Genomic DNA, 24,490 nt, shown 5'->3' on the forward strand with positions numbered 1-24,490 from the left:
TCATGGGCGTCCTGCGAAGCTTCCCTACGCCGGTCTTAACCGGATCAGGTTCGAAGGGTCTGTCTCAACCGCCGCCCCACCGGGCCGGCGATACCCCCGCTTCGGGGCGAATTAGACCACAAACCGGCGGGGGTCGCCTTGCGGCGTTGAATCGGATCGCCGGTTCCACGTGACGGGCTTGAGCCCACCCTATGCCTAGGCAATGCCCTCGCCCTGCGGCGACAATCGGCTCTACTTCTCCCGGGGCAATCGACTTCCGCTATGTCCGCACCCACACGCATCACCTGGCGCGACCGCCTGCGTTACCGCTTCGAAAACACGCTCTCCCGGGGAACCATCGCCATCATCGGCTGGCTGGCGCTGATTTCCCTGAGCATCGTGCTGTTGGCCGCCGTCGTCCTGGCGCTGCTGGGCGTCGGTGCGGATCCGGGCGATCCCGGCAGCCGGCTGGGTCTGGTCGAAGGCGGTTGGCAAAGTCTGATGCGTACCCTGGATCCGGGCACGATGTCCGGCGACGAGGGCTGGACCCTGCGCATCATGATGCTGCTGGTGACGCTGGGCGGCATCTTCATCGTCAGCATGCTGATCGGCACCATCACTTCCGGTCTGGAGTCGCGGCTGGGCGAACTGCGCAAGGGCCGCTCGCGGGTGGTCGAATCCAACCACACGCTGATCCTGGGCTGGTCCAGCAAGGTGTTCTCGATCATCGGCGAACTGATCATCGCCAACGAGAACCAGAAGAACCCGCGCATCGTGATCCTGGCCGACCGCGACAAGGTCGAGATGGAGGACGATATCCGGGCCAAGCTCCCCAACACCAAGAACACCCGCGTCATCTGCCGCAGCGGCGACCCGCTGGACATGGACGACCTGGCCGTCGTCGATCCGCATGCGGCGCGCTCCATCATCGTGCTGGCGCCGGCCACCGATAATCCCGACATCCACGTGATCAAGTCGGTGCTGGCCATCACCAACAATCCGCACCGGCGCGAAAGCAGCTACCACATCGTCGCCGAAATCCGCGAACCGCATAACCTGGAAGCCGCCCACCTGGTAGGCGGCGACGAAGCCGTGTTCGTGCAGGGCTCCGACCTGATCGCCCGCGTGACCGCGCAGACCTGCCGGCAGTCCGGCCTCAGCGTGGTGTACACGGAACTGCTGGATTTCGACGGCGCCGAGATCTATTTCACCGAGGCGGCCGGATTGGGCGGCAGGACCTACCGCGAAGCGCTGTCGAGCTACGAGGACTCGGCCGTGATCGGGGTGATGCGCACCCATGGCAAAGTGCTGATCAATCCGCCGATGAACACCATCCTGGCCCGCAACGACAAGATCATCGCCATCAGCGAAGACGACGACACCCTGATCCAGTCGACCTCGCCCCCACCCAAACCGGATGCGAGCGCAATCGCCGACAAGGAGAAAGCGGAAGCCTCCCCGGAACGCACCCTGATCCTGGGCTGGAACGACAAGACCACCGCGGTGATACGCGAACTGGACAACTACGTGGCGCCCGGTTCCGAAATCACCGTCGTGCGCCGCGCGGATATCGGCAACAGCACCGGCGACTCCGATTGGAAGACGCTGGCGGCGGAACTGCAGCGCCAGCGCCTGCAGGTGATCGAAGGCGACATCGCCAGCCGCGCCATGCTGGATGCCGTGCAGGTCGCCCAATACCACCACATCATCGTCATGAGCTACAGCCAGCTGCCGATCCAGGAAGCCGATGCCCAGACCCTGATCAGTCTGCTGCATTTGCGCAACATCGCCGAGGCCAGCGGCAAACCGCTCAACATCGTCAGCGAGATGATGGACCTGCGCAATCGCGCGCTGGCGCAGGTCGCGCGCGCCGACGATTTCATCGTCAGCGACTCGCTGGTCAGCCTGATGCTGTCGCAGCTTTCCGAGAACAAGCACCTGGACCGCGTCTTCCGCCAGCTGTTCAGCGCCGAGGGCTCCGAGGTCTACATCCGTCCCGCCAGCGACTACGTGCTGCCCGGCAGACCCGTGGACTTCTACACCGTGATCGAGGCCGCGGCGCGGCGCGGCGAAACCGCCATCGGCTATCGTCTGGTCGCACACAGCAACGACCCCGGCCGCGGCTTCGGCGTCACCGTGAACCCGACCAAATCGCAGCGAGTCGGTTTCTCAGAACACGACAAGATCATCGTGCTGGCCGAGGACTGAAGCAGTGGCGTCCGGTTCGCGAAGCTTGCTTAAGCCCGCCTTGACCGGGCCAGGCAAGAACGCACTACCACGAGCGCGTAGCATTGCGCAGAAGACCCCGGCACAGTGGTCGAGAATCCAGCAGTCCGTCAACTCCTGGCTTCAGAGTCCTTCGAACGCCAAAAGAATGGCGGACACCGCGGCTGCGGCGAAGTCGGCATTCACGCGACAGGGCGCCGGGTTCGCGCACCTGGAGCGCAATCTCAAGAAAGGCATCGGATGTTGAAGCAAACCATCGCCGGGCAGCTCGACCTGCTGCGCTACCTCGAGCGAGGCGCCGTGCATCTGGCCGCTGGCATGAGCGTTCCGGAAGAGACAGCCTGCGAACAAGACGCCGATGAGCAATGGCGCGCGGGGGCAGGGACCGTCTACACCTTCGACTTCGACGGCTGGAGCCTCAACCTCCACTTCGACCCTGGAAAGAATTTCTCGCACGACACCATCGACTTCTTCGACCACTGCGATCTGCCCGGTTTCTCGAACATCGCCGGGCCCTCGCAGGCCGCCAGCGCCTTCGAGGGCGCGACACGCTTCGACCTGGGCGAGGAACAGGTGATGCTGCTTCCTTCCGGCGTCACGGTCCATTTCCGCAAAGAGGAAGGCGACGTGCAGGTGCTGACGAAGGTTGCCGGTGCTCTGCTTCCGTACGGTGCGCTTGCGGACTACTACCGCTCGATGCTGCGGCGTTGAACGTGGTCCTGATACGCCCATGTTCGACATCTACTTCGTCCCATCATCATGCAGGGACATGCCCAAGGATCCGCGCGGGTTGGTGCATGCGGTCTCCATCGACTCTGATGCGCATCGCTCCTTGGCCGTTGTGTTCGATCAATGCGGGCAAACGGGCGCAAACCTCCCCACTTCGATGACTCTCTGCTGCGTCCTGAGCAGGTCGTGACGATGCGGCGTGTGTTCGACGCGAACACCGGCCTTGGAAACGCCCTTTAAAACACACCCCACAGCGGGGTGTCGGAGCCGGGGCGCGCCGGCTCGCCGTCCAGCATCGCCTTGTCGCGTACGGCGCCCTTGTCGGCGCTGGTAGCCAGCAAGGCATAAGCCTTCAACGCGGTGGTGACTTTGCGCGGGCGCGGCGCCGCCGGCTTCCAGCCCTTGGCGTCCTGTTCGGTGCGGCGCTGGGCCAGTTCCGCTTCGGTCACCAGCAGGTCGATCGACCGCTGCGGAATGTCGATGCGGATGCGGTCGCCTTCGCGCACCAGGCCGATGGCGCCGCCTGCGGCCGCTTCCGGCGAGGCATGGCCGATGGACAAACCGGAGGTGCCGCCGGAGAAACGTCCGTCGGTCAGCAGCGCGCACTGCTTGCCCAGGCCTTTGGATTTCAGATAGCTGGTCGGGTACAGCATCTCCTGCATGCCGGGCCCGCCCTTGGGCCCTTCGTAGCGGATCACCACGATATCGCCGGCGACCACTTCATTGGCCAGGATGCCTTTCACCGCATCGTCCTGGCTCTCGAACACCTTGGCGCTGCCTTCGAACACATGGATGGATTCGTCCACGCCCGCGGTCTTCACCACGCAACCGTCCACGGCAAGGTTGCCGTACAGCACGGCCAGGCCGCCCTCCTGCGAATACGCGTGGCCGACGTCGCGGATGCAGCCGCCGCTGCGGTCGACGTCGAGCGTCTTCCAACGCGCGGACTGGCTGAAAGCCACCTGCGTGGGCACGCCGCCGGGTCCGGCCTTGTAGAAAGTGTGCACCGCTTCGTCCTGGGTCTGGGTCACGTCCCATTGCGCGATGGCTTCGCCCAGGCTGCGGCTGTGCACGGTAGGCAGGTGCGTGTGCAGCAATCCGCCGCGCGCCAGTTCGCCGAGGATGGAGATGATGCCGCCAGCGCGGTGCACGTCCTCCATGTGGTACTTCTGGATGTTGGGCGCGACCTTGCACAGCTGCGGCACCTTGCGCGAAAGCCGGTCGATGTCGCGCAGGTCGAAATCCACCTCGGCTTCCTGCGCCGCGGCCAGCAGATGCAGGATGGTGTTGGTGGAACCGCCCATGGCGATGTCCAAAGTCATCGCATTCTCGAAGGCTTCGAAACTGGCGATGGAGCGCGGCAGCACCGAAGCGTCTTCGCCGCCGTACCAGCGGTGGCACAGCTCCACCGCGACGCGGCCGGCGCGCAGGAACAACTGTTCGCGGTCCGAGTGCGTGGCGAGCGTGGAACCGTTGCCCGGCAGGGCCAGGCCCAATGCCTCGGTCAGGCAGTTCATCGAGTTGGCGGTGAACATGCCCGAACACGAGCCGCAGGTCGGGCACGCGCTGCGCTCGTACTCGGCGACCTTGGCGTCCGACGCACTCTCGTCAGCGGCCACGACCATGGCATCGACCAGATCCAGGCCGTGCTCGGACAACTTGGTCTTGCCCGCTTCCATCGGCCCGCCGGAAACGAACACCGTGGGGATGTTGAGCCGCAACGCGGCCATCAGCATGCCCGGAGTGATCTTGTCGCAGTTGGAGATGCACACCAGCGCATCGGCGCAATGCGCATTGACCATGTATTCCACCGAGTCGGCGATGATCTCGCGGCTCGGCAACGAATACAGCATGCCGTCGTGGCCCATGGCGATGCCGTCGTCGACCGCGATGGTGTTGAATTCCTTGGCCACGCCGCCGACGCGTTCGATCTCGCGCGCGACCAGCTGCCCCAGGTCTTTCAGGTGCACATGGCCCGGCACGAACTGGGTGAAGGAATTGGCGATGGCGACGATGGGCTTCTGGAAGTCCCCGTCCTTCATGCCGGTGGCGCGCCACAGCGCACGCGCGCCGGCCATGTTGCGGCCGTAGGTGGAGGTTCTGGAGCGGTACTCAGGCATGGGGCGACACGCGGACAGCGCTTGCTTGTGGGGGTGTTGATTCTGCGTCGTTTTCAACGTTTCAGTTGCAACTATCGGTGTTTCAGTTGCAACCATTTCCGGCCTTGTCCGCAATTGGTCGCCATGGGCGTTGGTGTGCTTGACAAGCCCTATAACCGCATGTTCCCCTAGCCCTATGTTGCAACGCCACACGCCCACGCAGATCACGCCTGAACAAGATGGCCACGCCGCCCCTGCGGCCGCCCTCCTCGTCCTCGTACTTATTACCTCGCCAACCGGTGCGGGACGAATAGGCGTGTAAGCAACAGCAACGCCAGATTCGCAAAACCCCGCACTGAGAAGTGCGGGGTTTTTTGTTTCCAGACTAGTAGAAATCCCCAGACCTTCCCTTCAACTTCCATGGAACCCAGCGCAATGACCACCAGCAACCTCCCCAACACCAAGATCGCCATCGTCGGTTACGGCAGCCAGGGCCGCGCGCACGCGCTGAACCTGCGCGAATCCGGTTTCGACGTCACCGTCGGCCTGCGTCCGGGCGGTCCGACCGAAGCCAAGGCGAAAGCCGACGGCTTCGTGGTGAAGACGCCCGCCGAGGCGGTGAAGGATGCCGACCTGGTCGCCGTGCTGACCCCGGACATGGTCCAGCGCAAGCTCTATGACGAAGTCTTGAAGGACAACATCAAGCCGGGCGCCTGCCTGCTGTTCGCGCATGGTTTGAATGTGCATTTCGACCTGATCAAGCCGCGCGAAGATATCGACGTGGTGCTGGTGGCGCCCAAGGGCCCGGGCGCGCTGGTGCGCCGCGAGTACGAGATCGGCCGCGGCGTGCCCTGCATCTACGCCGTGTACCAGGACAAGAGCGGCAATGCCGAAGCGCTGGCGCTGGCTTACGCCGCCGGCCTGGGCGGCGCGCGCGCCAACATCATCAAGACCACCTTCAAGGAAGAGACCGAGACCGACCTGTTCGGCGAGCAGGCCGTGCTGTGCGGCGGTGCCTCGTCGCTGGTGCAGGCCGGCTTCGAAACCCTGGTGGAAGCCGGCTACCAGCCGGAAATCGCCTACTACGAAGTGCTGCACGAACTGAAGCTGATCGTGGACCTGTTCTACGAAGGCGGCATCACCCGCATGCTGGAATTCATCTCCGAAACCGCGCAGTACGGCGACTATGTCAGCGGCCCGCGGGTGATCGACGCCGACACCAAGAAGCGCATGAAGGACATCCTGACCGACATCCAGGACGGCACCTTCACCAGGAACTGGATCGCCGAATACGAAGCCGGCCTGCCGAACTACAACAAGTTCAAGAAGGCCGACATGGAACACCCGATCGAAGTGGTGGGCAAGCAGCTGCGCGCCAAGATGGTGTGGCTGTCGGCCAACGCTTCGCAGCCCGACGCCGACGACGCCACTTCGACAGAGAAGGCCGCCGCCGCATGAACGCAACCGCCGCCGCTGCCCCACGCAATGGCGCCCGCTGGCTGACCCAGGCGCTGGAGGCCGAAGGCGTGGAAACGCTGTTCGGCTACCCCGGCGGCACCATCATGCCGTTCTACGACGCGCTGGTGGATTCCAAGCTGAAACACATCCTGGTGCGCCACGAACAAGGCGCGGCGCTGGCGGCGAACGGTTACGCGCGCGCCAGCGGCCGTGTCGGCGTCTGCGTCGCGACCTCCGGTCCCGGCGCATCGAATCTGGTCACCGGCATCGCCGATGCGATGCTGGATTCGGTGCCGATGGTGTGCCTGACCGGACAGGTCGCCACCCATCTGATGGGCACCGATGCGTTCCAGGAACTGGACGTGTTCGGCCTGACCCTGCCCATCGTCAAGCACAGCTTCATCGCCCGGCGCGTGGAAGACCTGCCGGAAATCGTGCGCGACGCCTTCCGCATCGCGCGCGAAGGACGGCCCGGTCCGGTGCTGATCGATCTGCCCAAGGACGTGCAGGTCGCCGATGCCTCGCATCTGCCTGATCACGTGCCGGCCGAAGTCGAACTACCGCCCCCACCTGCCGACGCCGCGTTGGCCGAAGCGCTGGCCGCGATCGCCGGCGCCGAAAAGCCGGTGATCTACGGCGGCGGCGGCATCGGCCTGGCCGGTGCGGTGGAGGTGTTCCGCGAGTTCGTCGAAGCCACCCAGATCCCCACCGTGCTGACCCTGCGCGGACTGGGCGCATTGCCCGGCGGCCATCCCAACTACCTGGGCATGCTGGGCATGCACGGCACCCGCGCGGCGAACATGGCCGTGCAGGAATCGGATCTGCTGATCGTGGTCGGCGCACGCTTCGACGACCGCGCCACCGGCAAACTGGCCGAGTTCGCGCCGTTCGCACGCGTCATCCACCTGGATGCCGATGCCTACGAAATCTCCAAGCTGCGCACCGCCAACATCGCCGTACCCGGCGACGTCGCCGCGGGCCTGCGCGCGCTGGTCGGCGCGCGCACTACCTGCGACGAGTGGCGCAAACGCTGCCGCATGCTGGGCGAAAAGCACGGCTTCCGCTACGACGCGCCCGGCACCGACATCTACGCGCCGGCGCTGCTCAAGCGCATGACAGAACTGGCGCCGGACGACGCCATCGTCGCCTGCGATGTCGGCCAGCACCAGATGTGGGTGGCGCAGCACTGCAAGTTCAACCATCCGCGCAACCACCTGACCAGCGGCGCGCTGGGCACCATGGGTTTCGGCCTACCGGCGGCGATGGGCGCGCAATTCGCCTGCCCCGACCGTACCGTGCTGCTGGTCAGCGGCGACGGCAGTTTCATGATGAACGTGCAGGAACTGGTGACCATCGCCCGCTGCCGGTTGCCGGTGAAGATCGTGCTGCTGGACAACAGTTCGCTGGGCATGGTGCGGCAGTGGCAGGAACTGTTCTTCGCCAAGCGCTACAGCGAGATCGACCTGTCCGACAACCCGGACTTCGCCGCATTGGCCGAAGTATTCGGCATTCCCGCCAAGCGCATCGACCGCCGCGACCAGGTGGAAGACGCACTGGCCGACCTGCTGGCGCAACCCGGCCCCGCGCTGCTGCACGTGGCCATCGACGTCAAGGCCAACGTGTGGCCGCTGGTGCCGCCCAACACCGCCAACAGCACCATGCTGGACAGCAATCCGGCCGATCAGGCCGCCGCCGAATCCAACGCAACACAGCCGCGAACGGAGTCCCCGCATGCGCTACCGGCTTGACCTGGTGCTGAAGCCCGCCGAAGGCGCGTTGACGCGCGTGATCGGCATGGCCGAGCGCCGCGGCTTCACCCCGCAGTCCATCAATGGCGAACCGGCCGGCGAAGACGGCCGCTGGCGCCTGCAACTGGTGGTCGACGGGCAGCGCCCGGCCGAAACCCTGCGCCTGCAGATGCTGAAGGTGTACGACTGCGTGTCGGTGGAGATCACGGCGGTGGAAGTCGCGCCGGCGGAGGTTGTGTCGTGAACGTCAAGAGCAAATCCCCCCTGCCCCCCTTTTTCAAAGGGGGAGTGTTCCGGGTTTCAGGAAAAAATCGGATCCCGCATTCCGCTTCCCCCTTTGAAAAAGGGGGATCGAGGGGGATTTGCTCTTCAGCTCCCGCCTTGGCTTGCATGACCAAAGCTGCACGGAGGCGTCTTCTTCCAGCGTCGTCCGCACGCCTTGCGCATCTCCATGCCTGATTCACGCGCCACCGCCAGCAACGAACCCGCTGTAACCGAGCCTGAGGTAAGCGACGTAGTCGTCACCGTGGCCGACGTGCTGGCGGCGCAGGCGCGCCTGCGGCGCTACCTGCCGCCGACGCCGATGCACCATGCCGAACGCTTCGGCGTGATGCTGAAGCTGGAGAATCTGCAGCGCACTGGTTCCTACAAAGTACGCGGCGCGTTGAACGCCTTGCTGGCCGCGCGCGAACGCGGCGATCTGCGTCCGGTGATCGCGGCCTCGGCTGGCAATCATGCGCAAGGGCTGGCCTGGGCCGCGTACCGCCTGGGCGTGCAGGCGATCACGGTGATGCCGCATGGCGCGCCGGAGAACAAGATCGCCGGCGTCGCCCACTGGGGCGCGACCGTGCGCCAGCACGGCAACAGCTACGACGAGGCCTACGCGTTCGCGCGCGAGTTGGCGGCGCAGAACGATTACCGTTTCCTGTCCGCGTTCGACGATCCCGACGTGATCGCCGGCCAGGGCACGGTCGGCATCGAGATCGCACCGCATGCGCCGGACGTGGTCATCGTGCCCATCGGCGGCGGCGGCCTGGCTTCCGGCGTGGCGCTGGCGTTGAAATCGCAGGGCGTGCGCGTGGTCGGGGCACAGGTGGAAGGCGTGGATTCGATGGCGCGCGCCTTGAAGGGCGACAGCCGGCTGATCGACCCGGCGGCCAGCCTGGCCGACGGCGTGCGGGTGAAAGTCCCCGGCTTCCTGACCCGCCGCCTATGCGCCAGCCTGCTGGACGATGTGGTGATCGTGCGTGAAGCCGAATTGCGCGAAACCCTGGTCCGGCTGGCCCTGGAAGAGAACATAATCGCCGAGGGCGCAGGCGCGCTGGCCCTGGCCGCTGGCCGTCGCGTCTCCGGCAAGCGAAAATGCGCGGTGGTCTCCGGCGGCAACATCGATGCCACGGTGTTGGCCGGCCTGCTTTCCGACGTGCGCCCGCGCGCGCCGCGCAAGCCGCGCCGGCGCACGCAGGAACTGCATCCGGTCGAGCCCGTACGTTCCGGCGCCGGCTTGGTTCCTCCCGTTTCCTTGTCCAGCCCCATTACCGTCGATGCGCCCGTTGCGCGTCGCGCCGTCACCGAAGAGGAGTACACCTGGTGAGCGACATTCCAGTAACCGCAACCCCGGCCCAGGTCCGGATTTTCGACACCACCCTGCGCGATGGCGAACAGTCCCCCGGCTGCAGCATGTCGCCTTCGCAAAAACTGGTCATGGCCCGTGCGCTGGCCGAGCTTGGCGTCGATGTCATCGAGACCGGCTTCCCCGCCAGTTCGCAATCCGACCGCGAGGCGGCGGCGCTGATCTCGCGCGAACTGCGCGACACGAGCCTGTGCGTGCTGTCGCGCTGCCTGCCGGGCGACATCGAGGCCTCGGCGCGCGCGCTGGACGGCACTGCGCGTCCGCGCATCCACTTGTTCCTGTCCACCAGTCCGCTGCATCGCGAACACAAGCTGCGCATGAGCCGCGAACAGGTGCTGGAAGCGGTAGCCCGCAGCGTGACCGCCGCGCGCGGCTTCGTCGATGACGTGGAGTTCTCCGCCGAGGACGCCCTGCGCACCGAAGAGGATTTCCTGGCCGAAGCGATCGCCGCGGCGATCGCCGCTGGTGCCGGCACCATCAACCTGCCCGATACCGTCGGCTATACCACGCCCACCGAAATCCGCGGCCTGTTCGAACGCATGATCGCCAACGTGCCGGGCGCGCGCGATGTGATCTTCAGCACCCACTGCCATAACGACCTGGGCCTGGCCGTAGCCAATTCGCTGGCGGCCATCGAAGGCGGTGCGCGCCAAGTGGAATGCAGCGTCAACGGCATCGGCGAGCGCGCCGGCAATGCGGCGCTGGAAGAAGTGGTGATGAGCCTGAAAGTACGCGGCGCGTACTTCAGCGCCGATACCAATATCGACACCAACCGCATCGTGCCCACTTCGCAGCTGCTGCAGCGCCTGGTGGGCATGCCGGTCCAGCGCAACAAGGCGGTGGTCGGCGCCAATGCATTCGCGCACGAAGCCGGCATCCACCAGCACGGCATGCTGCGCCATCGCGGCACCTACGAAATCATGCGTCCGGAAGACGTGGGCTGGCCGTCCTCGCAGATGGTGCTGGGCCGCCATAGCGGCCGCGCGGCGGTGGAACAGCGTTTGCGCGCGCTGGGCTACCTGCTGGAAGAATCGGAACTGGATCTGGTCTTCGCCTCCTTCAAGGCCCTGTGCGAGAAGCAGCGCGTGGTCCACGACAACGACCTGCAGACCCTGATGCAGGACGGCGCCGACAGCGAGGGCTACCGGCTTTCGTCGATGACCGTCAGCGACGCAGGCCATCGCGCGCGCGCCACCGTTGAATTGTCCGATCCGGACGGCGACCGCGTGTTCGAAACCGCCGAAGGCGACGGCCCGGTCGATGCGCTGTTCGCGGCGCTGGCCATGGCCACCGGCGTGGATCTGGTGCTGGAAAGCTACCAGGTGCACAGCGTGGGCCTGGGCCGCGATGCGCGCGGCGAAGCCAACCTGAGCGTGCGCTACGAAGGCGCCGAGTACGACGGCACCGGCACCAGCAAGGACATCATCGAAGCCAGCGCACTGGCCTGGCTGGACGTGGCCAACCGGCTGCTGCGCCAACGCAACGGGACCAAGGCGAAATCGGAGATGGCGGAGGCGTGATGGCTTCTATGGCCCAAAATTTTTCCGACGTCATCCCAGCGAAAGCTGGGATCCATCTTGATCTTGCTTCTGCCGCGAAAGCATCAAGGCAACGTCCAAGTCAAAATCAAAGTCAAAATGGATCCCAGCTTTCGCTGGGATGACGATACTTTCAGACGCCACCGCAAGATTTCAACCGATCACAGCTTCAACGGAAAACAAAGCATGAGCTCCACCCCCCGCACCCTCTTCGACAAACTCTGGGACGCGCACGTCGTCGTCCCCGAAACCGACGCCGCCCCCGCGGTGCTGTACATCGACCTGCACCTGATCCACGAAGTCACCTCGCCACAGGCCTTCACCGAACTGCGTGCGCGCGGCATCGCGCCGCGCCGGCCGGACCGGACCAAGGCGACCATGGACCATTCCACGCCGACCACGCCGGCCGATGCGAACGGAAAATTCCACTACTTCACCCAGGCCTCGGAAACCCAGGTCGATACGCTGGCCAGCAACTGCGCCGAATACGGCATCGAACTTTTCGACATGCAGTCGGCCGAGCGCGGCATCGTCCACGTGATCGCACCGGAACTGGGCCTGACCCAGCCCGGCATGACGATTGTCTGCGGCGACAGCCACACCTCCACCCACGGCGCGTTCGGTTCGCTGGCCTTCGGCATCGGTACGAGCGAAGTCGGCCACGTGCTGGCCACGCAGTGCCTGCTGCAGCGCAAGGCCAAGACCATGGCCATCACCGTCGAGGGTCCGTTGGCGCCGGGCGTCGGCGCCAAGGACGTGATCCTGCATATCATCGGCGTGATCGGCGTCAACGGCGGCACCGGCCACGTGCTGGAATACCGCGGCTCCACCATCCGTGCTATGGACATGGAGCAGCGCATGACCCTGTGCAACATGTCCATCGAAGCCGGCGCGCGCGCCGGCATGGTGGCGCCGGACGAAGTCACCTACGCATGGATGGCGAATACTCCGCGCGCACCCAAGGGCGAAGCGTTCGAAGCGGCCAAGGCGCGCTGGTCGCAGTTCAGCAGCGACGAAGGCGCGCGCTTCGACCAGGAAGTGAACATCGACGCGCGCGACATCCGCCCCACCCTGACCTGGGGCACGCATCCGGGCACGGCCATCGCGGTGGACCATCCCATTCCCGCCGCCAAGGACAACGCCGCGCAGAAATCGCTGGACTACATGGCTTTCGATTCCGGAAAACCGCTGGAAGGTACCGCCGTGGACGTGGTGTTCGTGGGCTCCTGCACCAACGGCCGCCTCAGCGACATGCGCGAAGTGGCCACCGTGCTGCGCGACCGCCGCGTCGATCCGCGCGTGCGCATGCTGGTGGTGCCGGGTTCTGAACTGGTCAAGCGCCAGGCCGAAGCCGAAGGCATCGACAAGATCGTGCTGGCCGCCGGCGCCGAATGGCGAGAGCCGGGCTGCTCGATGTGCATCGCCATGAACGGCGATCTGGTCGCGCCGGGACAATTGGCGGTCAGCACCAGCAACCGCAATTTCGAAGGCCGCCAGGGGCCGGGTTCGCGCACGCTGCTGGCCTCGCCGATGACCGCGGCGTGGGCGGCGGTGAACGGGAAGGTCTCCGATCCACGCGAATTGTTCGCCAAGGAGGTGGCGTGATGAAAGCTTCTGATTCCCTTCTCCCACTGGGAGAAGGTGGCGCGAAGCGACGGATGAGGGAATGGCAATCACTCGCCAACCAACTCCATTACAAGCGGACAACCCATTCCCTCATCCGCCCTTCGGGCACCTTCTCCCGGAGGGAGAAGGAAAAGCTAATAACCTTCGCTATGGAATTTCACGCATGACCGCCTTCGCCGCCCTCACCTCGCGCAGCGTAGTCCTGCGCCAAAGCAACATCGACACCGACCAGATCATCCCCGCGCGTTTCCTGTCCACCACCGAACGCGCCGGCCTGGGCAAGCACGCCTTCAACGACTGGCGCTGGCAGGCCGACGGTTCGCCCAATCCGGATTTCGCTTTCAACCGGCCGGAGAACGCGGGCCGCGCCATCCTGTTGGCCGGCGCCAACTTCGGCTGCGGCTCCTCGCGCGAGCACGCGCCCTGGGCGCTGACCGATCTGGGCCTGCGCGCCATCGTCAGCAGCGAGATCGCCGACATCTTCCGCAACAATTCGCTGAAGAACGGGCTGCTGCCCATCGTGCTGGACGAGGCCATCGTGCAGTCGCTGATGCAGCGCCCCGACGACGAACTCACCGTCGACATCGCTGCGCGCGAACTGCGCACGCCGGCCGGTGACGTCCACCCCTTTCCGCTCGACGCCTTCGCCCGCACCTGCCTGATGGAAGGTGTGGACGAACTGGGCTACCTGTTGTTGCGCGACCCGCAGATCACAAAGTACGAGGAACGTTTTCATGCAAGCTGACATCGTAATCCTGCCCGGCGACGGCATCGGTCCGGAAGTCACCGCCGCCGCTTTGTCGGTACTGAAAACGGTAGCGCGTCGCTACGGCCACCAGTTCAACTTCAGCGAGCACGACATCGGTGGCATCGCCATCGACAAGCACGGCGAGCCGCTGCCCGCTTCCACGCTGGCCGCCTGCAAGAGCGCCGATGCCGTGCTGCTGGGCGCGGTGGGCGGACCGAAATGGTCGGACCCCAATTCCAAAGTGCGCCCCGAACAGGGCCTGCTGGCGCTGCGCAAAGGCATGGGCCTGTACGCCAACCTGCGGCCGGTGCGCCCGCATCCGGCCGCGCTGAACGCCTCGCCGATCAAGCCGCACCTGCTCACCGGCGTGGACATCATGGTGGTGCGCGAACTCACTGGCGGCATCTATTTCGGCGAGAAGACCCGCACCGCCGATAGCGCCAGCGATCTGTGCACGTATTCGGTGGCCGAGATCGAGCGCGTAATGCGCAGTGCGTTCAAGCTGGCCCGTCAGCGCCGCAGCTACGTGGTGTCGGTGGACAAGGCCAATGTGCTGGAAACTTCGCGCCTGTGGCGCGATGTCGCGGCGCGCATCGGCCGCGACGAGTTCCCCGAGGTGAAACTGGAACACGTGCTGGTGGATGCGATGGCCATGCACCTGCTGGCGCACCCGCGCGAGTACGACGTGATCGTCACCGAGAACATGTTCGGCGACATCCTCACCGACGAAGCGTCGATGCTGGCCGGCTCGCTGGGCCTGCTGCCTTCGGCCTCGTTGGGCGACGGCAAGGCCGGCGTGTACGAACCGATTCATGGTTCGGCCCCGGACATCGCCGGCAAGGGCATCGCCAACCCGTACGCGACCATTCTCAGCGCGGCCATGCTGCTGCGCCATTCGCTGGGCCTGCACGACGAAGCAGACTGCATCGAGCGCTCGGTCGATGGCGCGTTGAATTCGCACGCCTTCACCGCCGACCTGTCTTCCAACGGCCGCAGCATCTCCACCGAAGCCGCTGCGCAGGCGGTGATAGAGCAGATGCAAGCCAATTGCTACGTGGCCGAACTGCGGGATTGACCCCGCAGTCGGCGTAGGAGCGACGTAAGTCGCGAAACGACATCTTTCTTCGGCCTGGTGCCACGCTAATTTGTGGAGGGCTTCGCGACTTACGTCGCTCCTACACAGGCATGGTCGTAAGATAGGGACTTGCGAATCCGCTCGTCTCCAAGGAATCCGATGGGAAGACACCTGTTGCACCTGGCGCTCGTTTTCGCGTTTGTGATTCCTGCGCATGCAGCCACCCCCTTGCGCGAATCCTTCGACCTCCAGGTCTTCGCCCCGCCCGCACCGGTCGTGGTCGACGGCACCCGGCGACTCGTCTACGAGCTCCACCTCACCAACTTCGCGCACGAACCACTGTCGCCGGTGAGCGTCGAGGTACTCGACGAGAAGGATCGCGTGCTAGCCAGCTTCAACGGCGCGGCGCTCGCTTCCCGTCTTGGCCAACCGAGCGGAGTCGCAAACAACGCGATCGCACCGGGCATGCGTATCGTGATCTATCTGGAATTCCCGCTCCCCACGGACGCACAAGCGTTGTCGCTCTCGCACCGCATCCAATACCGCGCTGCGGACAGCAGCCTCTTTGTGGTCAATGGAGGAAACGTCCCGGTCGGCAAGGCCGCGCCACCAGTGCTGGGCGCGCCGTTACGTGGCGGCCCCTGGGCAGCGATCCATTCGCCAGACTGGCCGCGCGGACACCGGCGGGTGCTGTACGCGGTCGATGGCAAGGCGCGTATTCCCGGCCGTTTCGCCATCGACTGGGTCAAGCTGGATGAAAGTGGCCATACGGCGAAAGGCGATGCCGATATGGTCCGCAATGCGTACGGCTACGGCGCCGAAGTATTGGCGGTCGCCGACGCCGTGGTTGCCGCGACACGCGACGACGTGGCGGAAAGCATGTCGGTCGCCGCCCATCCCAAGCATGCGATCGGCGACGCCACCGGCAACTACGTCGCCCTGGACCTGGGCGATGGCCGCTACGCTTTCTACGAACACCTCAAACCCGGCAGCCTGAAAGTAAAGCCGGGACAGCGCGTGAAGCGTGGAGACATCATCGCCGCGCTCGGCTTTACCGGCGATTCCACCGGCCCGCACCTGCATTTCCATGTCGCCGACGCCAATTCGCCGCTGGGCGCCGAAGGCGTGCCGTTCGTGTTCGAGCGGTTCGAAGCGTTGGGCAGTTATCCGGACATAGGCGCCTTGGGTTCCAAGCCCTGGGTCCCTTTCCCCTCCGATCAGGCCTCGCGACGCGATGGCGAAATGCCGGCGTCCAATGTAATCGTGCAGTTCGAATAGATCCCCTTTTCTCTTGAGCTGACCGGTAGAAGCCCTTCTCCGGCGTGCGGGAGAAGGTGCCCGGAGGGCGGATGAGGGGCGAGCGGAGCGGCTGTGCTACGAGCGTCCCGATCCAGCAAGAAGCGGCTTTAGTGGACGCGGCGACAAAGCCCCAAACGTAGCTCATCCTCTCGGTCTGCCCCTCACCCGCCGCACAAGTGCGTCGACCTCTCCCGCAAGCGGGAGAGGTGTTCCAAGCTATCATCGCGTCCGACCCGACCCTGCCTGCCACCCATGCGCTACCTCGGACGCCTCCAAGAGTGGAACGACGACAAGGGCTTCGGTTTCGTCACGCCCAATGGCGGCGGCACACGTGCCTTCGTGCATATCAAGGCGTTCGAACGGGCGACGCGGCGCCCGGTGATGGGCGATTTGGTGTCATATGAACTGACCAGCGACGCCAAGGGCCGCCCCAACGCAGCGAAGATCCGGTTCGCGACGCAGGCGGCCGCGAGACCGCAACGCACCGGCGGCCGCTTCCCTGGCATGATCGTAGGTAGCATCGGCCTGATTCTGTTCGCAGCGGCCTGGTTCGCGCGTGCGGTCCCGGCGGTGGTGCCGCTTCTCTACGCCGCAATGAGCCTGGTCACCTACCTGCTCTATGCCATGGACAAATCCGCAGCGCAGCACAACCAGTGGCGCATACAGGAAAGCACTCTGCACCTGTTCGCCTTTCTGGGCGGCTGGCCGGGCGCACTCTTCGCGCAGGACCATTTACGCCACAAATCGTTGAAGGCGGAGTTCCGCTTCGTATTCTGGATCACGGTCGTGCTCAACTTCATCGCGCTTGCATGGTTGCTGCAGAGCGGCAAAGCCGAGGCCCTCAACGCCTTGCTCTAGCGCGTAGGATGTCGCGAATCCCCTAATCGCGGAGCCCAAGCCGGTGGTCAAACCCTACCTCCTCGCCATAGACCAAGGCACCACCAGCTCCCGTGCGATGCTATTCGACCGCGGCGGTGCGGTGGTGGGCATGGCGCAGCGGGAATTCGAGCAGCTGTTTCCGCAGCCGGGCTGGGTGGAGCACGATCCGCGCGAGATCCTGGGTAACGTGCAGAGCACGGTGGTGGAGGCGATGACGCGGGCGCAGGTCAGCGCGTCGGAAATCGCCGGCATCGGCATCACCAACCAGCGCGAGACCACGGTGGTGTGGGACCGCAAGACCGGCCAGGCCATCCACAACGCCATCGTCTGGCAGTCGCGGCAGACGGCGGATATCTGCGAAAAGTTGAAGGCCGACGGTTACGCCGAGCTGGTGCGCGAACGCACCGGCTTGCTGATCGATGCGTATTTTTCCGGCACCAAGGTCAAGTGGATTCTCGACCATGTGCCCGGCGCGCGCGCACGCGCCGAGCGCGGCGAGTTGCTGTTCGGCACCATCGACAGCTGGTTGTTGTGGAATCTTTCCGAAGACCGCACCCACGCCACCGACTACAGCAACGCCTCGCGCACGCTGATGTACGACATCCACAAGCGCCAGTGGTGCCCGGACCTGCTGCGCATGCTGGAGGTGCCGGCGGCGATGCTGCCGGAGGTGCGTTCCAGCAGCGAGGTGTACGCGCACACCGGGGCGCAGACGGTGTTCGGGCATCGGGTGCCGATCAGCGGCATGGCCGGCGATCAGCAGGCGGCGCTGTTTGGGCATGCGTGCTTCGAGCCGGGCATGGCCAAGAACACTTACGGCACCGGCTGCTTCCTGTTGATGAATACCGGCGACAAGGCGGTGCAGTCGAACAATGGTTTGCTGACCACCATCGCCTGGGGCATCGATGGGAAGGTGGAGTACGCGCTGGAAGGCAGCGTGTTCGCCGCGGGTTCTGCCATCCAGTGGCTGCGCGATGGCTTGCGCATGCTGGGCAAGGCCGGCGATTCGCAGGCTTATGCGGAACGGGCGCAGTCGTCGGAGGGGGTGTATTTCGTGCCGGCGTTCGTTGGGCTGGGAGCGCCGTACTGGCGCAGCGATGTGCGGGGCGCGATGTTCGGGCTGACGCGGGGGACGAACAAGGAGCATTTCATCCGTGCGGTGCTGGAGTCGCTGGCGTATCAGACGCGGGACGTGCTGATGGCGATGCAGGCGGATGCCGATTTAACGTTGAAAGCGCTTCGGGTGGACGGTGGGGCAATCGCCAACGATTTCACGGCGCAGTTCCAGGCGGACATTCTGGATATCGCGGTGGAGCGGCCTACGGTGAAGGAATCGACGGCGCTGGGGGCAGCGTATCTGGCGGGGCTGGCGGTGGGGTTCTGGGAAAGCCGGGAGCAGATCGCGCAGCAGCGGCAGGTGGAGCGGACGTTCGTGCCGGAGATGGGGGCCGAGCGCAGGGAGAAGTTGTATGCGGGATGGAAGCGGGCGGTTGAGGCTACGATGGTGTTCGGCGTAGGCGAAGACTGATACCGCAGGCCACCACATGCAGGATGTGGCGGCAACGCCAACCGTTTTTATCGAAGCTTATGGGTTACGACGAAACCGGCTGGAACGCCCGTCCAGCCCCTCGACCTCGAGCGCATCGACCGCATGCTTGCCGTCCCGCGCGAAAGTCAGGCGCAGGTTGGGATCGGCGGCGACGGTGAAGACATCGCCGCCCAGCGGCAGCAACACTACGACAGGCCTGCGGCCGCGCTTGACCACCAATCGGCCGCCCTCTTCGGCGATGGTCATCGGCCCGAAATCGCCCACGTATTCGGCCGGGCTACCGCTCTGCCGCGGCTGCGCTTCGGCGCGCAATCCGTCCAGCGCCCAGCGCGCTTCGGTGGTTTCGTTCGCCGGCCGTTCGGCCACGATCTTTTCCAGTGCCAATGCGCGCGCGGTCTCCAGCGCCTGCGATGAGGCGACCTGCACATCGGGGATCACGCCCTCGCCTTCCCAGTTCTTGCCGGTGATCGGACTGATCGGCGTGCCGCTGGAAACGAACACGCGAAAACCGTTGCCCGCATCCACTTCGCCGCCCGGGTTGGCTGCGCCGGCACTGGCTTCGCCGACGATGGTGGCGCGCTTGGCGTTCTTAACGGTATAGGCGAAGGCCTCGGCCGCTGAACCTGTGCGTGCGCTCTCCAGTACGTACAGCGGCACTTGCAGTCTGGGCGAAGCGAACCAGTCGCTGGGTGCTTCGCTATCGGTGCCTTCGCGCCGGTGGAAGGTGTTGTAGATATCGGCGCCTTTTGGGGTGAAGGCGCTGGTCAGATAGCCGACCATCGCCGGCGAGCCGCCGCCGTTGGCGCGCAGGTCCACGATCACCGCGTCGGTGCCGGCGATCAACTGCAATGCGGCTTCGATGGCTTGGCGGGCGGGCTGATTAGGTTTGCCGAATTCGAAATCGGCGAACTGGCGCAGGTCGATATAGCCGATATTGCCGGGCAGGATTTCGACGCGGCGGATGCCGTGCTGGGTACCGCGCGTCGGCGGAGGTCCGCGCTGCGGCCGGCGGTCGCCTTCGTTCTTATCGTCTTTGGCGGTCGGTGGCGACCACTGGACGTTGAAATGGGCGTCCAGCGGTTTCAGGCGCTCGGTCAGTGCGGCGGCCAGTTCGCGGTTGTCGCTATAGGCGTCGAAATCGCCTTTGGCGGCGGCAGCACGCAGGTCGCTGGCGATGCTTTTGCCGCGGGCGACGTCGTAGAAGTTGTCTTCTATGGCCTTGGCTACCGAGTCGGCGTCGGTACGCGGCGTGGCGGAGGCGTGGCCTGCGGGGGCGAGTGAGACCAGCAGGCCCAGGGCGCAGGCCAATGCGTAAGGGAGTCGGACGGTCATTGGCGTCTCGAGTTGTCGAGCGATGAGGGCATCCCGGACTGGTCCGGATCGTGGCGAGCATAGGGAGCGGTGCCTGTGGTCACCATGTGCCAGAAGTCAGCGCCAAAAAGACGAAGCCACCGTGGTCGTGCAGGCCTCATAGGATGGGCTCAAGCCCACCGCATGCATCATAGGCACATCGTTATGCATGACAGCCGGCCTGGGCCCGCCCGTATCACGCATACCTATTACTCGGCGACAATCCGGCGATGAAGATTCGCCCCATCGCCATCGTCTTGATTGCCATCGCCATCGCGGCCGCCTGCTTCACCGGTTTCAGGCTCCTGTCGTTGCGGGCCATGGAGGACGCTCCCGCGTCAGCCGCAACCAAGCCGGCTTCCTTGGCGACCCAAGCGCCCTTGCCGCCCAACGTCAGGCGGTTAGAGACCGCCCACTACCTCATCCATTCCTCCGCCACCGAAGAACAGACCGCGCACGTCGCCGAAGCCGTGGAAGCATTGCATGTAGCCTACACGCGCTTCTTCGCCGACATGTCCAGCATGCAGCCGAACCCCGCGAAGCTGCAGCTAGTGCTCTACAAAGATCAAGCCGAGTTCAAAGCCCACAACCGCAGCAGCCGCCCCTGGGCCGAAGCATATTACCTGCCGCCACGCAGCCACGCCTATTACGGCGACGGCGACAACCCCGTCCACTGGATGACGCACGAAGTAACGCATCAGTTGAACCGCGAAGTCGCGCATTTCAGAAGAACCAAATGGATCGATGAAGGGCTGGCCGACTATTTCGGCAGCAGCTGGATCGCCGACGGCAAGCTGGTGCCCGGCAGCATCGATCCCGCCACCTACCCCATCTGGTGGCTGCCCAGACTGCAATTGACCGGCAACCTGCAGGACGACATCGCCACCGGCACGATCATTCCCCTGCGCGCCATCATTTCCGGCAATGGCGGCCCCGATATCAACCGCAACGTCAACCTGTACTACATCGAATACTGGAGCCTGACCCACTTCCTGTTCCACTACCAGGACGGCAAGTACGCCGCGCAATACCGCCAACTGATCGCCACCGACGGCACCTTGGAGAACTTCGAACGGCTCATCGGCCCGATCGAGCGGATCCAGACCGAATGGTATGCCTACCTGGAACATGTAGCGACGGCGGCCCACTCCGCGCCGCCGCGCACGCCGGGCTAGTTCATGATGCTGCAGCCTCGGGCTCGGCCGGAGCAAGCTCAGTTTCGACCACGTCCTCGCGCCGACTGAGCGAGCGGTATTTCAGACTGAGGAAAATGGTCGCCGCCAACGCCAGCAGATTTATTCCGATGCCCCAGGCGGCGGGACGCAGTACGGTGGCCGCGAAATGACTGCCCACCTGCACCGTCCAGAGCAACGCCGGATCGGCCGATTGCACGGCAACCGTTGCCTGCGCGCCGCTTGAGAACTGGTAGCTGAGCAGCGGCGAAGTCAGATAGGGGATCTGGAAGGCCCAAAAAAGGATGCCTCTTCGCAGAGAATCGACGGATCGTTCCAGTATGCGCACGCCGCACCACACGCCCCAGGCATACAGCCCGATGAACACCGCGACGATCAGCAGCGACAACAAGTTGTTGCCGCCGTTGATGATGGTCATCAGAGAGGCCACCGCACCCAGGAAACTTCCGCCCAGCGTCAATACGCCGATCAATCGCCATTGCCATGCACGCATCGCCATCCCCCTGTGACCCGGATGCAAGTCAGCCAGCATAGTGCGTGCGCGGCATTTACCCCGTCAATCTCCGGTTTGGCGTGGCAGCGTCGCTGCTCTGCCGCGGGCTGCGGTTATCGCACTCACTTGAACAGGATCATAGGGTGGGTTCCCGCCCACCGCGTGCAGCCGGAGATTGCCCGACCCGCACATGGCGGTGGGCCTGGGCCCACCCTATGCTGCTCTCCGCTCTTCGCGAGCCACGAGGCTATGCGAAGATTCTTGCAAACCAACGGAGATCGGCATGAAAACCATCGGCCTGATCGGCGGCATGAGCTGGGAATCGACCATTCCTTACTACCGCCAGATCAACGAACTGACCAAGCAGCGCCTCGGCGGACTACATTCGGCGCGCATCGTCCTGTACAGCGTCGACTTCCACGACATCGAGCGGCTGCAGCACAGCGGCGACTGGGACGCCGCTGGCGCAATGTTGGCCGATGCCGCGCGCACCCTGCAGTCAGCTGGTGCTGATTTCGTGGTCGTGTGCACCAACACCATGCACAAGGTCGCTGCCGACATCGAAGCAGCGGTGTCCATCCCTTTGTTGCATATCGCCGACCCCACCGCCACCGCCATCAAGCAAGCCGGCCATACCGTGGTCGGCCTGATCGGCACCCGCTTCACCATGGAAGAAGCCTTCTACCGCGACCGCCTGCGCGACCGCCACGGCCTGCGTGTCATCGTCCCCGAACCCGCCGACCGCGACCTGGTGCACCGTGTCATTTACGAAGAACTATGCCTCGGCAACGCACTGCCCGCCTCCCGCGCCGAATACCGCAGGATCATGGCTGCCCTGGTCGCCCAGGGCGCGCAAGCCATCATCCTGGGCTGCACCGAAATCTCGCTGCTCGTGGACACGTCCGATGCCTCGGTGCCTTTGTTCGACACCACCGCTCTGCATGCGGCAGCGGCAGTGGAAACCGCACTGATCGGCTAGCCCCCATAAGACCCGGCGCAACCAATCCTGTCAGTTGCGCCGCGCCGGTACCGCCAATTCGGCCAGCTCCGCGGTCCAATCCTCGGCAAATGCCTGGCACCGCTCGGCCAGATATTCGCTGCGGCGCGCGTAGGCGGGCACCACCGGCCCCAGGGAAGCGACCTTCAGCGCTTCGCGCCAACTCGCCAGCAGCGCGTCGGAATCGCCATGGGCATTGGCCAGAGCCCTCAATGCGACGCGCAGCACGTAGACCTGCGCCTGCAGGTCGCAAATGACTTCTTCGTTCTCTCGATCCATGACCGCTTCCTCGATGGGCACGACCGCCGCCCGGGCAGAGCCCGGGCAGCGGAACCGACATTACGAGTTGTATACCGAGCCCACTTGAATGCGCCGAGGCGTGGTTTCCGGACGCTTGGGGATGACGATCTGCAGAACGCCGTTGTGCCCCGAAGCGGTGATGCCATCGGGATCGGCGCTGTCGGGCAAGGCGAACCGGCGATGGAAGCTGCCGTGGCGGCGCTCGATGCGCGAAAAGCTTTCCGTCTCCAGCTTCTCTTCGCTGCGCCGCTCGCCCTTGATCGTCAGCATGCCTTTTTCCATCTGCACCTCGATCTCCTGCGGATCGACGCCGGGCAAATCGGCATACAGCACGAAACGGTCGGTTTCTTCCTTGATGTCCACGCGCGGCACCCATTGGCTGGTCACCACGGACGACTCGTCCGTCGAATCGTTCTGGAACATGCTCCCTTCGAAAAGGCGGTCGAAGACTTGCTTGATCGGGTCATGCGCAAAGCCTTGGCCAGGCCATTGGGGAGAGCGAACTATTTTGTTCATGGCAAGGTCTCCAATTGGCAAATGAGGACGGCCAATACGCCGTCCTTTTCCGCAATTAAGAGCGGCCTCATGTTTTTCAAGGGTCGAAAAACGCCTCCGCCGCGGCATTGAACCTGCATTCAGCCAAAAAACGCCGGCCAGACGAGCGCCGCCGCAGTCCGACGGCCCTGCCGTCAGGGCACGCGAGTGAACAGGTTGGTCTGCAGAATAGGCCATCCTTACTGACGCCAATTTGCGGGTTGGTGCCGTGCACATCAAGCGCCGTCGGGCAGGTAGGCGGATGTCCATCCGCTCGGCTGGGACATCGTGGACGCCACCGGCCAGTTTGCCGGAAAAGGCGGTTGGCCGGTATCGCGCCGCTGGCGGTTGACTGCGCGACCTCCCGACCCTATCAAGGCTCACCGCCGCCTGCAGATTCCAAATGATCGCCACCGCCAGTCCGCAACGCTCCATCGACTGGAAACAGGCCGTTTACGGCGGCTTGCTGATCGCCATGGGCGATGCGCTCTTCGCCATCGCAGTGTGGTTCGAATGGAATACGAAAGGCCTGACCCAGGTGTTCCAGAGCATCGCCGTGGGCGTGCTGGGAAAGGCCAGCTACGAAGGCGGCACGGCAACGGCGCTATTGGGCGCGGGACTGCACGTGGCTATGGCCATCGCCTTTGTGGTGATCTGCATTGCGCTCAGCTTCCGCTTCCGCCTGCTGATGGAGAAGCCGGTGGCCGCTGGCCTGCTCTACGGCGTTGGGCTGTACGCGGTGATGAACTTCGTGGTGATGCCGCTGTCGCGCGTGGGTGCGTCGCCCTCGTTCAAACACGTGGACACGATGGCGATGAGCGTGGTGGCGCACATGGTATTCGGGGTGGTGTGCACGCTGTTTGCGCGGCGCGCGCGACGGATGGGCTAAGGCACTCAGGATAGAAGCCGCGCACAGAACTTATTGCAGAAGCGCATGGTTTCTCCCCCTTTGAAAAAGGGGGATTGAGGGGGATTTGCTTTTGGCGCCGAGAGCAAATCCCCCGTAGCCCCCTTTTCGAAAGGGGGCAAAGCAAAGA

General features: G+C 64.7%; 21 protein-coding genes and 1 riboswitch. Of the genes, 16 read left to right on the forward strand and 5 right to left on the reverse strand.

The window, feature by feature from the left end; all coding sequences use genetic code 11:
- Positions 1–3 precede the first annotated feature (3 nt).
- Positions 4–108, reverse strand: a riboswitch (TPP riboswitch).
- Positions 109–261: 153 nt separating this feature from the next.
- On the forward strand, positions 262–2,187 hold the full coding sequence (locus BLR66_RS08605) for a CASTOR/POLLUX-related putative ion channel (RefSeq protein WP_093283363.1): 1,926 nt from the start codon (positions 262–264) through the stop codon (positions 2,185–2,187).
- A 258-nt stretch (positions 2,188–2,445) separates the two neighbouring features.
- On the forward strand, positions 2,446–2,916 hold the full coding sequence (locus BLR66_RS18875) for a hypothetical protein (protein WP_176943803.1): 471 nt from the start codon (positions 2,446–2,448) through the stop codon (positions 2,914–2,916).
- A 254-nt stretch (positions 2,917–3,170) separates the two neighbouring features.
- On the opposite strand, the gene ilvD is transcribed toward BLR66_RS18875, so the two are convergent.
- Positions 3,171–5,054: a dihydroxy-acid dehydratase gene (ilvD, locus tag BLR66_RS08615; protein ID WP_093283372.1), complete on the reverse strand. Its 1,884-nt coding sequence runs from the start codon at positions 5,052–5,054 to the stop codon at positions 3,171–3,173.
- 414 nt (positions 5,055–5,468) lie between these two features.
- Between ilvD and ilvC the strand changes: the two genes are divergently transcribed.
- The 11 genes from ilvC to glpK all read left to right on the forward strand — a co-directional run bounded on the left by ilvC (position 5,469) and on the right by glpK (position 18,565).
- Entirely contained in the window at positions 5,469–6,491 is a 1,023-nt protein-coding gene (ilvC, locus tag BLR66_RS08620) for a ketol-acid reductoisomerase (protein WP_093283377.1), read from the forward strand.
- Positions 6,488–8,239 carry an acetolactate synthase 2 catalytic subunit gene (gene ilvG, locus BLR66_RS08625; protein WP_093283382.1) on the forward strand — a complete coding sequence of 584 codons (1,752 nt, stop codon included), beginning with the start codon at positions 6,488–6,490 and terminating at the stop codon, positions 8,237–8,239. Before ilvC ends, ilvG begins: the two co-directional genes overlap by 4 nt.
- A complete protein-coding gene (locus BLR66_RS08630) occupies positions 8,223–8,483 on the forward strand; it encodes an ACT domain-containing protein (RefSeq protein WP_093283387.1) in 261 nt (86 codons plus the stop codon). The genes ilvG and BLR66_RS08630 overlap by 17 nt, the downstream gene beginning before the upstream one ends.
- A 207-nt stretch (positions 8,484–8,690) precedes the next feature.
- Positions 8,691–9,833, forward strand: coding sequence for a threonine dehydratase (locus BLR66_RS08635; protein WP_093284602.1), 1,143 nt, complete (start codon positions 8,691–8,693; stop codon positions 9,831–9,833).
- Between the two features lie 5 nt (positions 9,834–9,838).
- Positions 9,839–11,392: a 2-isopropylmalate synthase gene (locus tag BLR66_RS08640; protein ID WP_093284606.1), complete on the forward strand. Its 1,554-nt coding sequence runs from the start codon at positions 9,839–9,841 to the stop codon at positions 11,390–11,392.
- A gap of 204 nt (positions 11,393–11,596) precedes the next feature.
- A complete protein-coding gene (gene leuC / locus BLR66_RS08645; RefSeq protein WP_093284611.1) occupies positions 11,597–13,015 on the forward strand; it encodes a 3-isopropylmalate dehydratase large subunit in 1,419 nt (472 codons plus the stop codon).
- Positions 13,016–13,199: 184 nt separating this feature from the next.
- Positions 13,200–13,781, forward strand: a complete 582-nt coding sequence (gene leuD / locus BLR66_RS08650) for a 3-isopropylmalate dehydratase small subunit (protein WP_093283391.1) — start codon at positions 13,200–13,202, stop codon at positions 13,779–13,781.
- A complete protein-coding gene (gene leuB / locus BLR66_RS08655; RefSeq protein WP_093283395.1) occupies positions 13,771–14,859 on the forward strand; it encodes a 3-isopropylmalate dehydrogenase in 1,089 nt (362 codons plus the stop codon). Before leuD ends, leuB begins: the two co-directional genes overlap by 11 nt.
- A 159-nt stretch (positions 14,860–15,018) precedes the next feature.
- The gene (locus BLR66_RS08660; RefSeq protein WP_093283399.1) at positions 15,019–16,137 is read left to right on the forward strand and encodes a M23 family metallopeptidase; all 1,119 of its coding nucleotides are present in this window, start codon (positions 15,019–15,021) and stop codon (positions 16,135–16,137) included.
- 273 nt (positions 16,138–16,410) lie between these two features.
- Positions 16,411–17,016, forward strand: coding sequence for a DUF1294 domain-containing protein (locus BLR66_RS08665; RefSeq protein ID WP_093283404.1), 606 nt, complete (start codon positions 16,411–16,413; stop codon positions 17,014–17,016).
- Positions 17,017–17,059: 43 nt separating this feature from the next.
- Positions 17,060–18,565, forward strand: a complete 1,506-nt coding sequence (gene glpK / locus BLR66_RS08670; protein ID WP_093283408.1) for a glycerol kinase GlpK — start codon at positions 17,060–17,062, stop codon at positions 18,563–18,565.
- Between the two features lie 57 nt (positions 18,566–18,622).
- On the opposite strand, the gene BLR66_RS08675 is transcribed toward glpK, so the two are convergent.
- Positions 18,623–19,918 carry a S41 family peptidase gene (locus BLR66_RS08675; RefSeq protein WP_093283411.1) on the reverse strand — a complete coding sequence of 432 codons (1,296 nt, stop codon included), beginning with the start codon at positions 19,916–19,918 and terminating at the stop codon, positions 18,623–18,625.
- Positions 19,919–20,166: 248 nt separating this feature from the next.
- Between BLR66_RS08675 and BLR66_RS08680 the strand changes: the two genes are divergently transcribed.
- On the forward strand, positions 20,167–21,111 hold the full coding sequence (locus BLR66_RS08680) for a hypothetical protein (RefSeq protein WP_093283414.1): 945 nt from the start codon (positions 20,167–20,169) through the stop codon (positions 21,109–21,111).
- A 1-nt stretch (position 21,112) separates the two neighbouring features.
- Here BLR66_RS08680 and BLR66_RS08685 read toward each other — a convergent pair whose 3' ends face one another.
- Positions 21,113–21,622, reverse strand: coding sequence for a hypothetical protein (locus tag BLR66_RS08685; RefSeq protein ID WP_093283419.1), 510 nt, complete (start codon positions 21,620–21,622; stop codon positions 21,113–21,115).
- 283 nt (positions 21,623–21,905) lie between these two features.
- On the opposite strand from BLR66_RS08685, the gene BLR66_RS08690 reads away from it, so the two are divergent.
- Positions 21,906–22,601: an aspartate/glutamate racemase family protein gene (locus tag BLR66_RS08690; protein ID WP_093283424.1), complete on the forward strand. Its 696-nt coding sequence runs from the start codon at positions 21,906–21,908 to the stop codon at positions 22,599–22,601.
- A 30-nt stretch (positions 22,602–22,631) separates the two neighbouring features.
- Here the strand turns inward: BLR66_RS08690 and BLR66_RS08695 are convergent, their stop codons facing one another.
- Together BLR66_RS08695 and BLR66_RS08700 are read right to left on the reverse strand one after the other, a co-directional pair.
- A complete protein-coding gene (locus BLR66_RS08695; protein ID WP_093283428.1) occupies positions 22,632–22,898 on the reverse strand; it encodes a hypothetical protein in 267 nt (88 codons plus the stop codon).
- A 60-nt stretch (positions 22,899–22,958) separates the two neighbouring features.
- Entirely contained in the window at positions 22,959–23,435 is a 477-nt protein-coding gene (locus BLR66_RS08700) for an Hsp20/alpha crystallin family protein (protein WP_093283433.1), read from the reverse strand.
- A 421-nt stretch (positions 23,436–23,856) separates the two neighbouring features.
- Here BLR66_RS08700 and BLR66_RS08705 point away from each other — a divergent pair, with 421 nt between their 5' ends.
- A complete protein-coding gene (locus tag BLR66_RS08705) occupies positions 23,857–24,342 on the forward strand; it encodes a hypothetical protein (protein ID WP_093283438.1) in 486 nt (161 codons plus the stop codon).
- Positions 24,343–24,490: the final 148 nt, after the last annotated feature.

Source organism: Pseudoxanthomonas sp. CF125 (assembly GCF_900104085.1).
Lineage (GTDB): Bacteria > Pseudomonadota > Gammaproteobacteria > Xanthomonadales > Xanthomonadaceae > Pseudoxanthomonas_A.

Excerpts from the sequence above, each read along its gene's own strand:
- BLR66_RS08605 (WP_093283363.1), top strand. The coding sequence starts at position 262 with ATGTCCGCACCCACACGCATCACCTGGCGCGACCGCCTGCGTTACCGC.
- BLR66_RS18875 (WP_176943803.1), top strand. The coding sequence starts at position 2,446 with ATGTTGAAGCAAACCATCGCCGGGCAGCTCGACCTGCTGCGCTACCTC.
- ilvD (WP_093283372.1), bottom strand. The coding sequence starts at position 5,054 with ATGCCTGAGTACCGCTCCAGAACCTCCACCTACGGCCGCAACATGGCC.
- ilvC (WP_093283377.1), top strand. The coding sequence starts at position 5,469 with ATGACCACCAGCAACCTCCCCAACACCAAGATCGCCATCGTCGGTTAC.
- ilvG (WP_093283382.1), top strand. The coding sequence starts at position 6,488 with ATGAACGCAACCGCCGCCGCTGCCCCACGCAATGGCGCCCGCTGGCTG.
- BLR66_RS08630 (WP_093283387.1), top strand. The coding sequence starts at position 8,223 with ATGCGCTACCGGCTTGACCTGGTGCTGAAGCCCGCCGAAGGCGCGTTG.
- BLR66_RS08635 (WP_093284602.1), top strand. The coding sequence starts at position 8,691 with ATGCCTGATTCACGCGCCACCGCCAGCAACGAACCCGCTGTAACCGAG.
- leuC (WP_093284611.1), top strand. The coding sequence starts at position 11,597 with ATGAGCTCCACCCCCCGCACCCTCTTCGACAAACTCTGGGACGCGCAC.
- leuD (WP_093283391.1), top strand. The coding sequence starts at position 13,200 with ATGACCGCCTTCGCCGCCCTCACCTCGCGCAGCGTAGTCCTGCGCCAA.
- leuB (WP_093283395.1), top strand. The coding sequence starts at position 13,771 with ATGCAAGCTGACATCGTAATCCTGCCCGGCGACGGCATCGGTCCGGAA.
- BLR66_RS08660 (WP_093283399.1), top strand. The coding sequence starts at position 15,019 with ATGGGAAGACACCTGTTGCACCTGGCGCTCGTTTTCGCGTTTGTGATT.
- BLR66_RS08665 (WP_093283404.1), top strand. The coding sequence starts at position 16,411 with ATGCGCTACCTCGGACGCCTCCAAGAGTGGAACGACGACAAGGGCTTC.
- BLR66_RS08675 (WP_093283411.1), bottom strand. The coding sequence starts at position 19,918 with ATGACCGTCCGACTCCCTTACGCATTGGCCTGCGCCCTGGGCCTGCTG.
- BLR66_RS08680 (WP_093283414.1), top strand. The coding sequence starts at position 20,167 with ATGAAGATTCGCCCCATCGCCATCGTCTTGATTGCCATCGCCATCGCG.
- BLR66_RS08685 (WP_093283419.1), bottom strand. The coding sequence starts at position 21,622 with ATGCGTGCATGGCAATGGCGATTGATCGGCGTATTGACGCTGGGCGGA.
- BLR66_RS08690 (WP_093283424.1), top strand. The coding sequence starts at position 21,906 with ATGAAAACCATCGGCCTGATCGGCGGCATGAGCTGGGAATCGACCATT.
- BLR66_RS08695 (WP_093283428.1), bottom strand. The coding sequence starts at position 22,898 with ATGGATCGAGAGAACGAAGAAGTCATTTGCGACCTGCAGGCGCAGGTC.
- BLR66_RS08700 (WP_093283433.1), bottom strand. The coding sequence starts at position 23,435 with ATGAACAAAATAGTTCGCTCTCCCCAATGGCCTGGCCAAGGCTTTGCG.
- BLR66_RS08705 (WP_093283438.1), top strand. The coding sequence starts at position 23,857 with ATGATCGCCACCGCCAGTCCGCAACGCTCCATCGACTGGAAACAGGCC.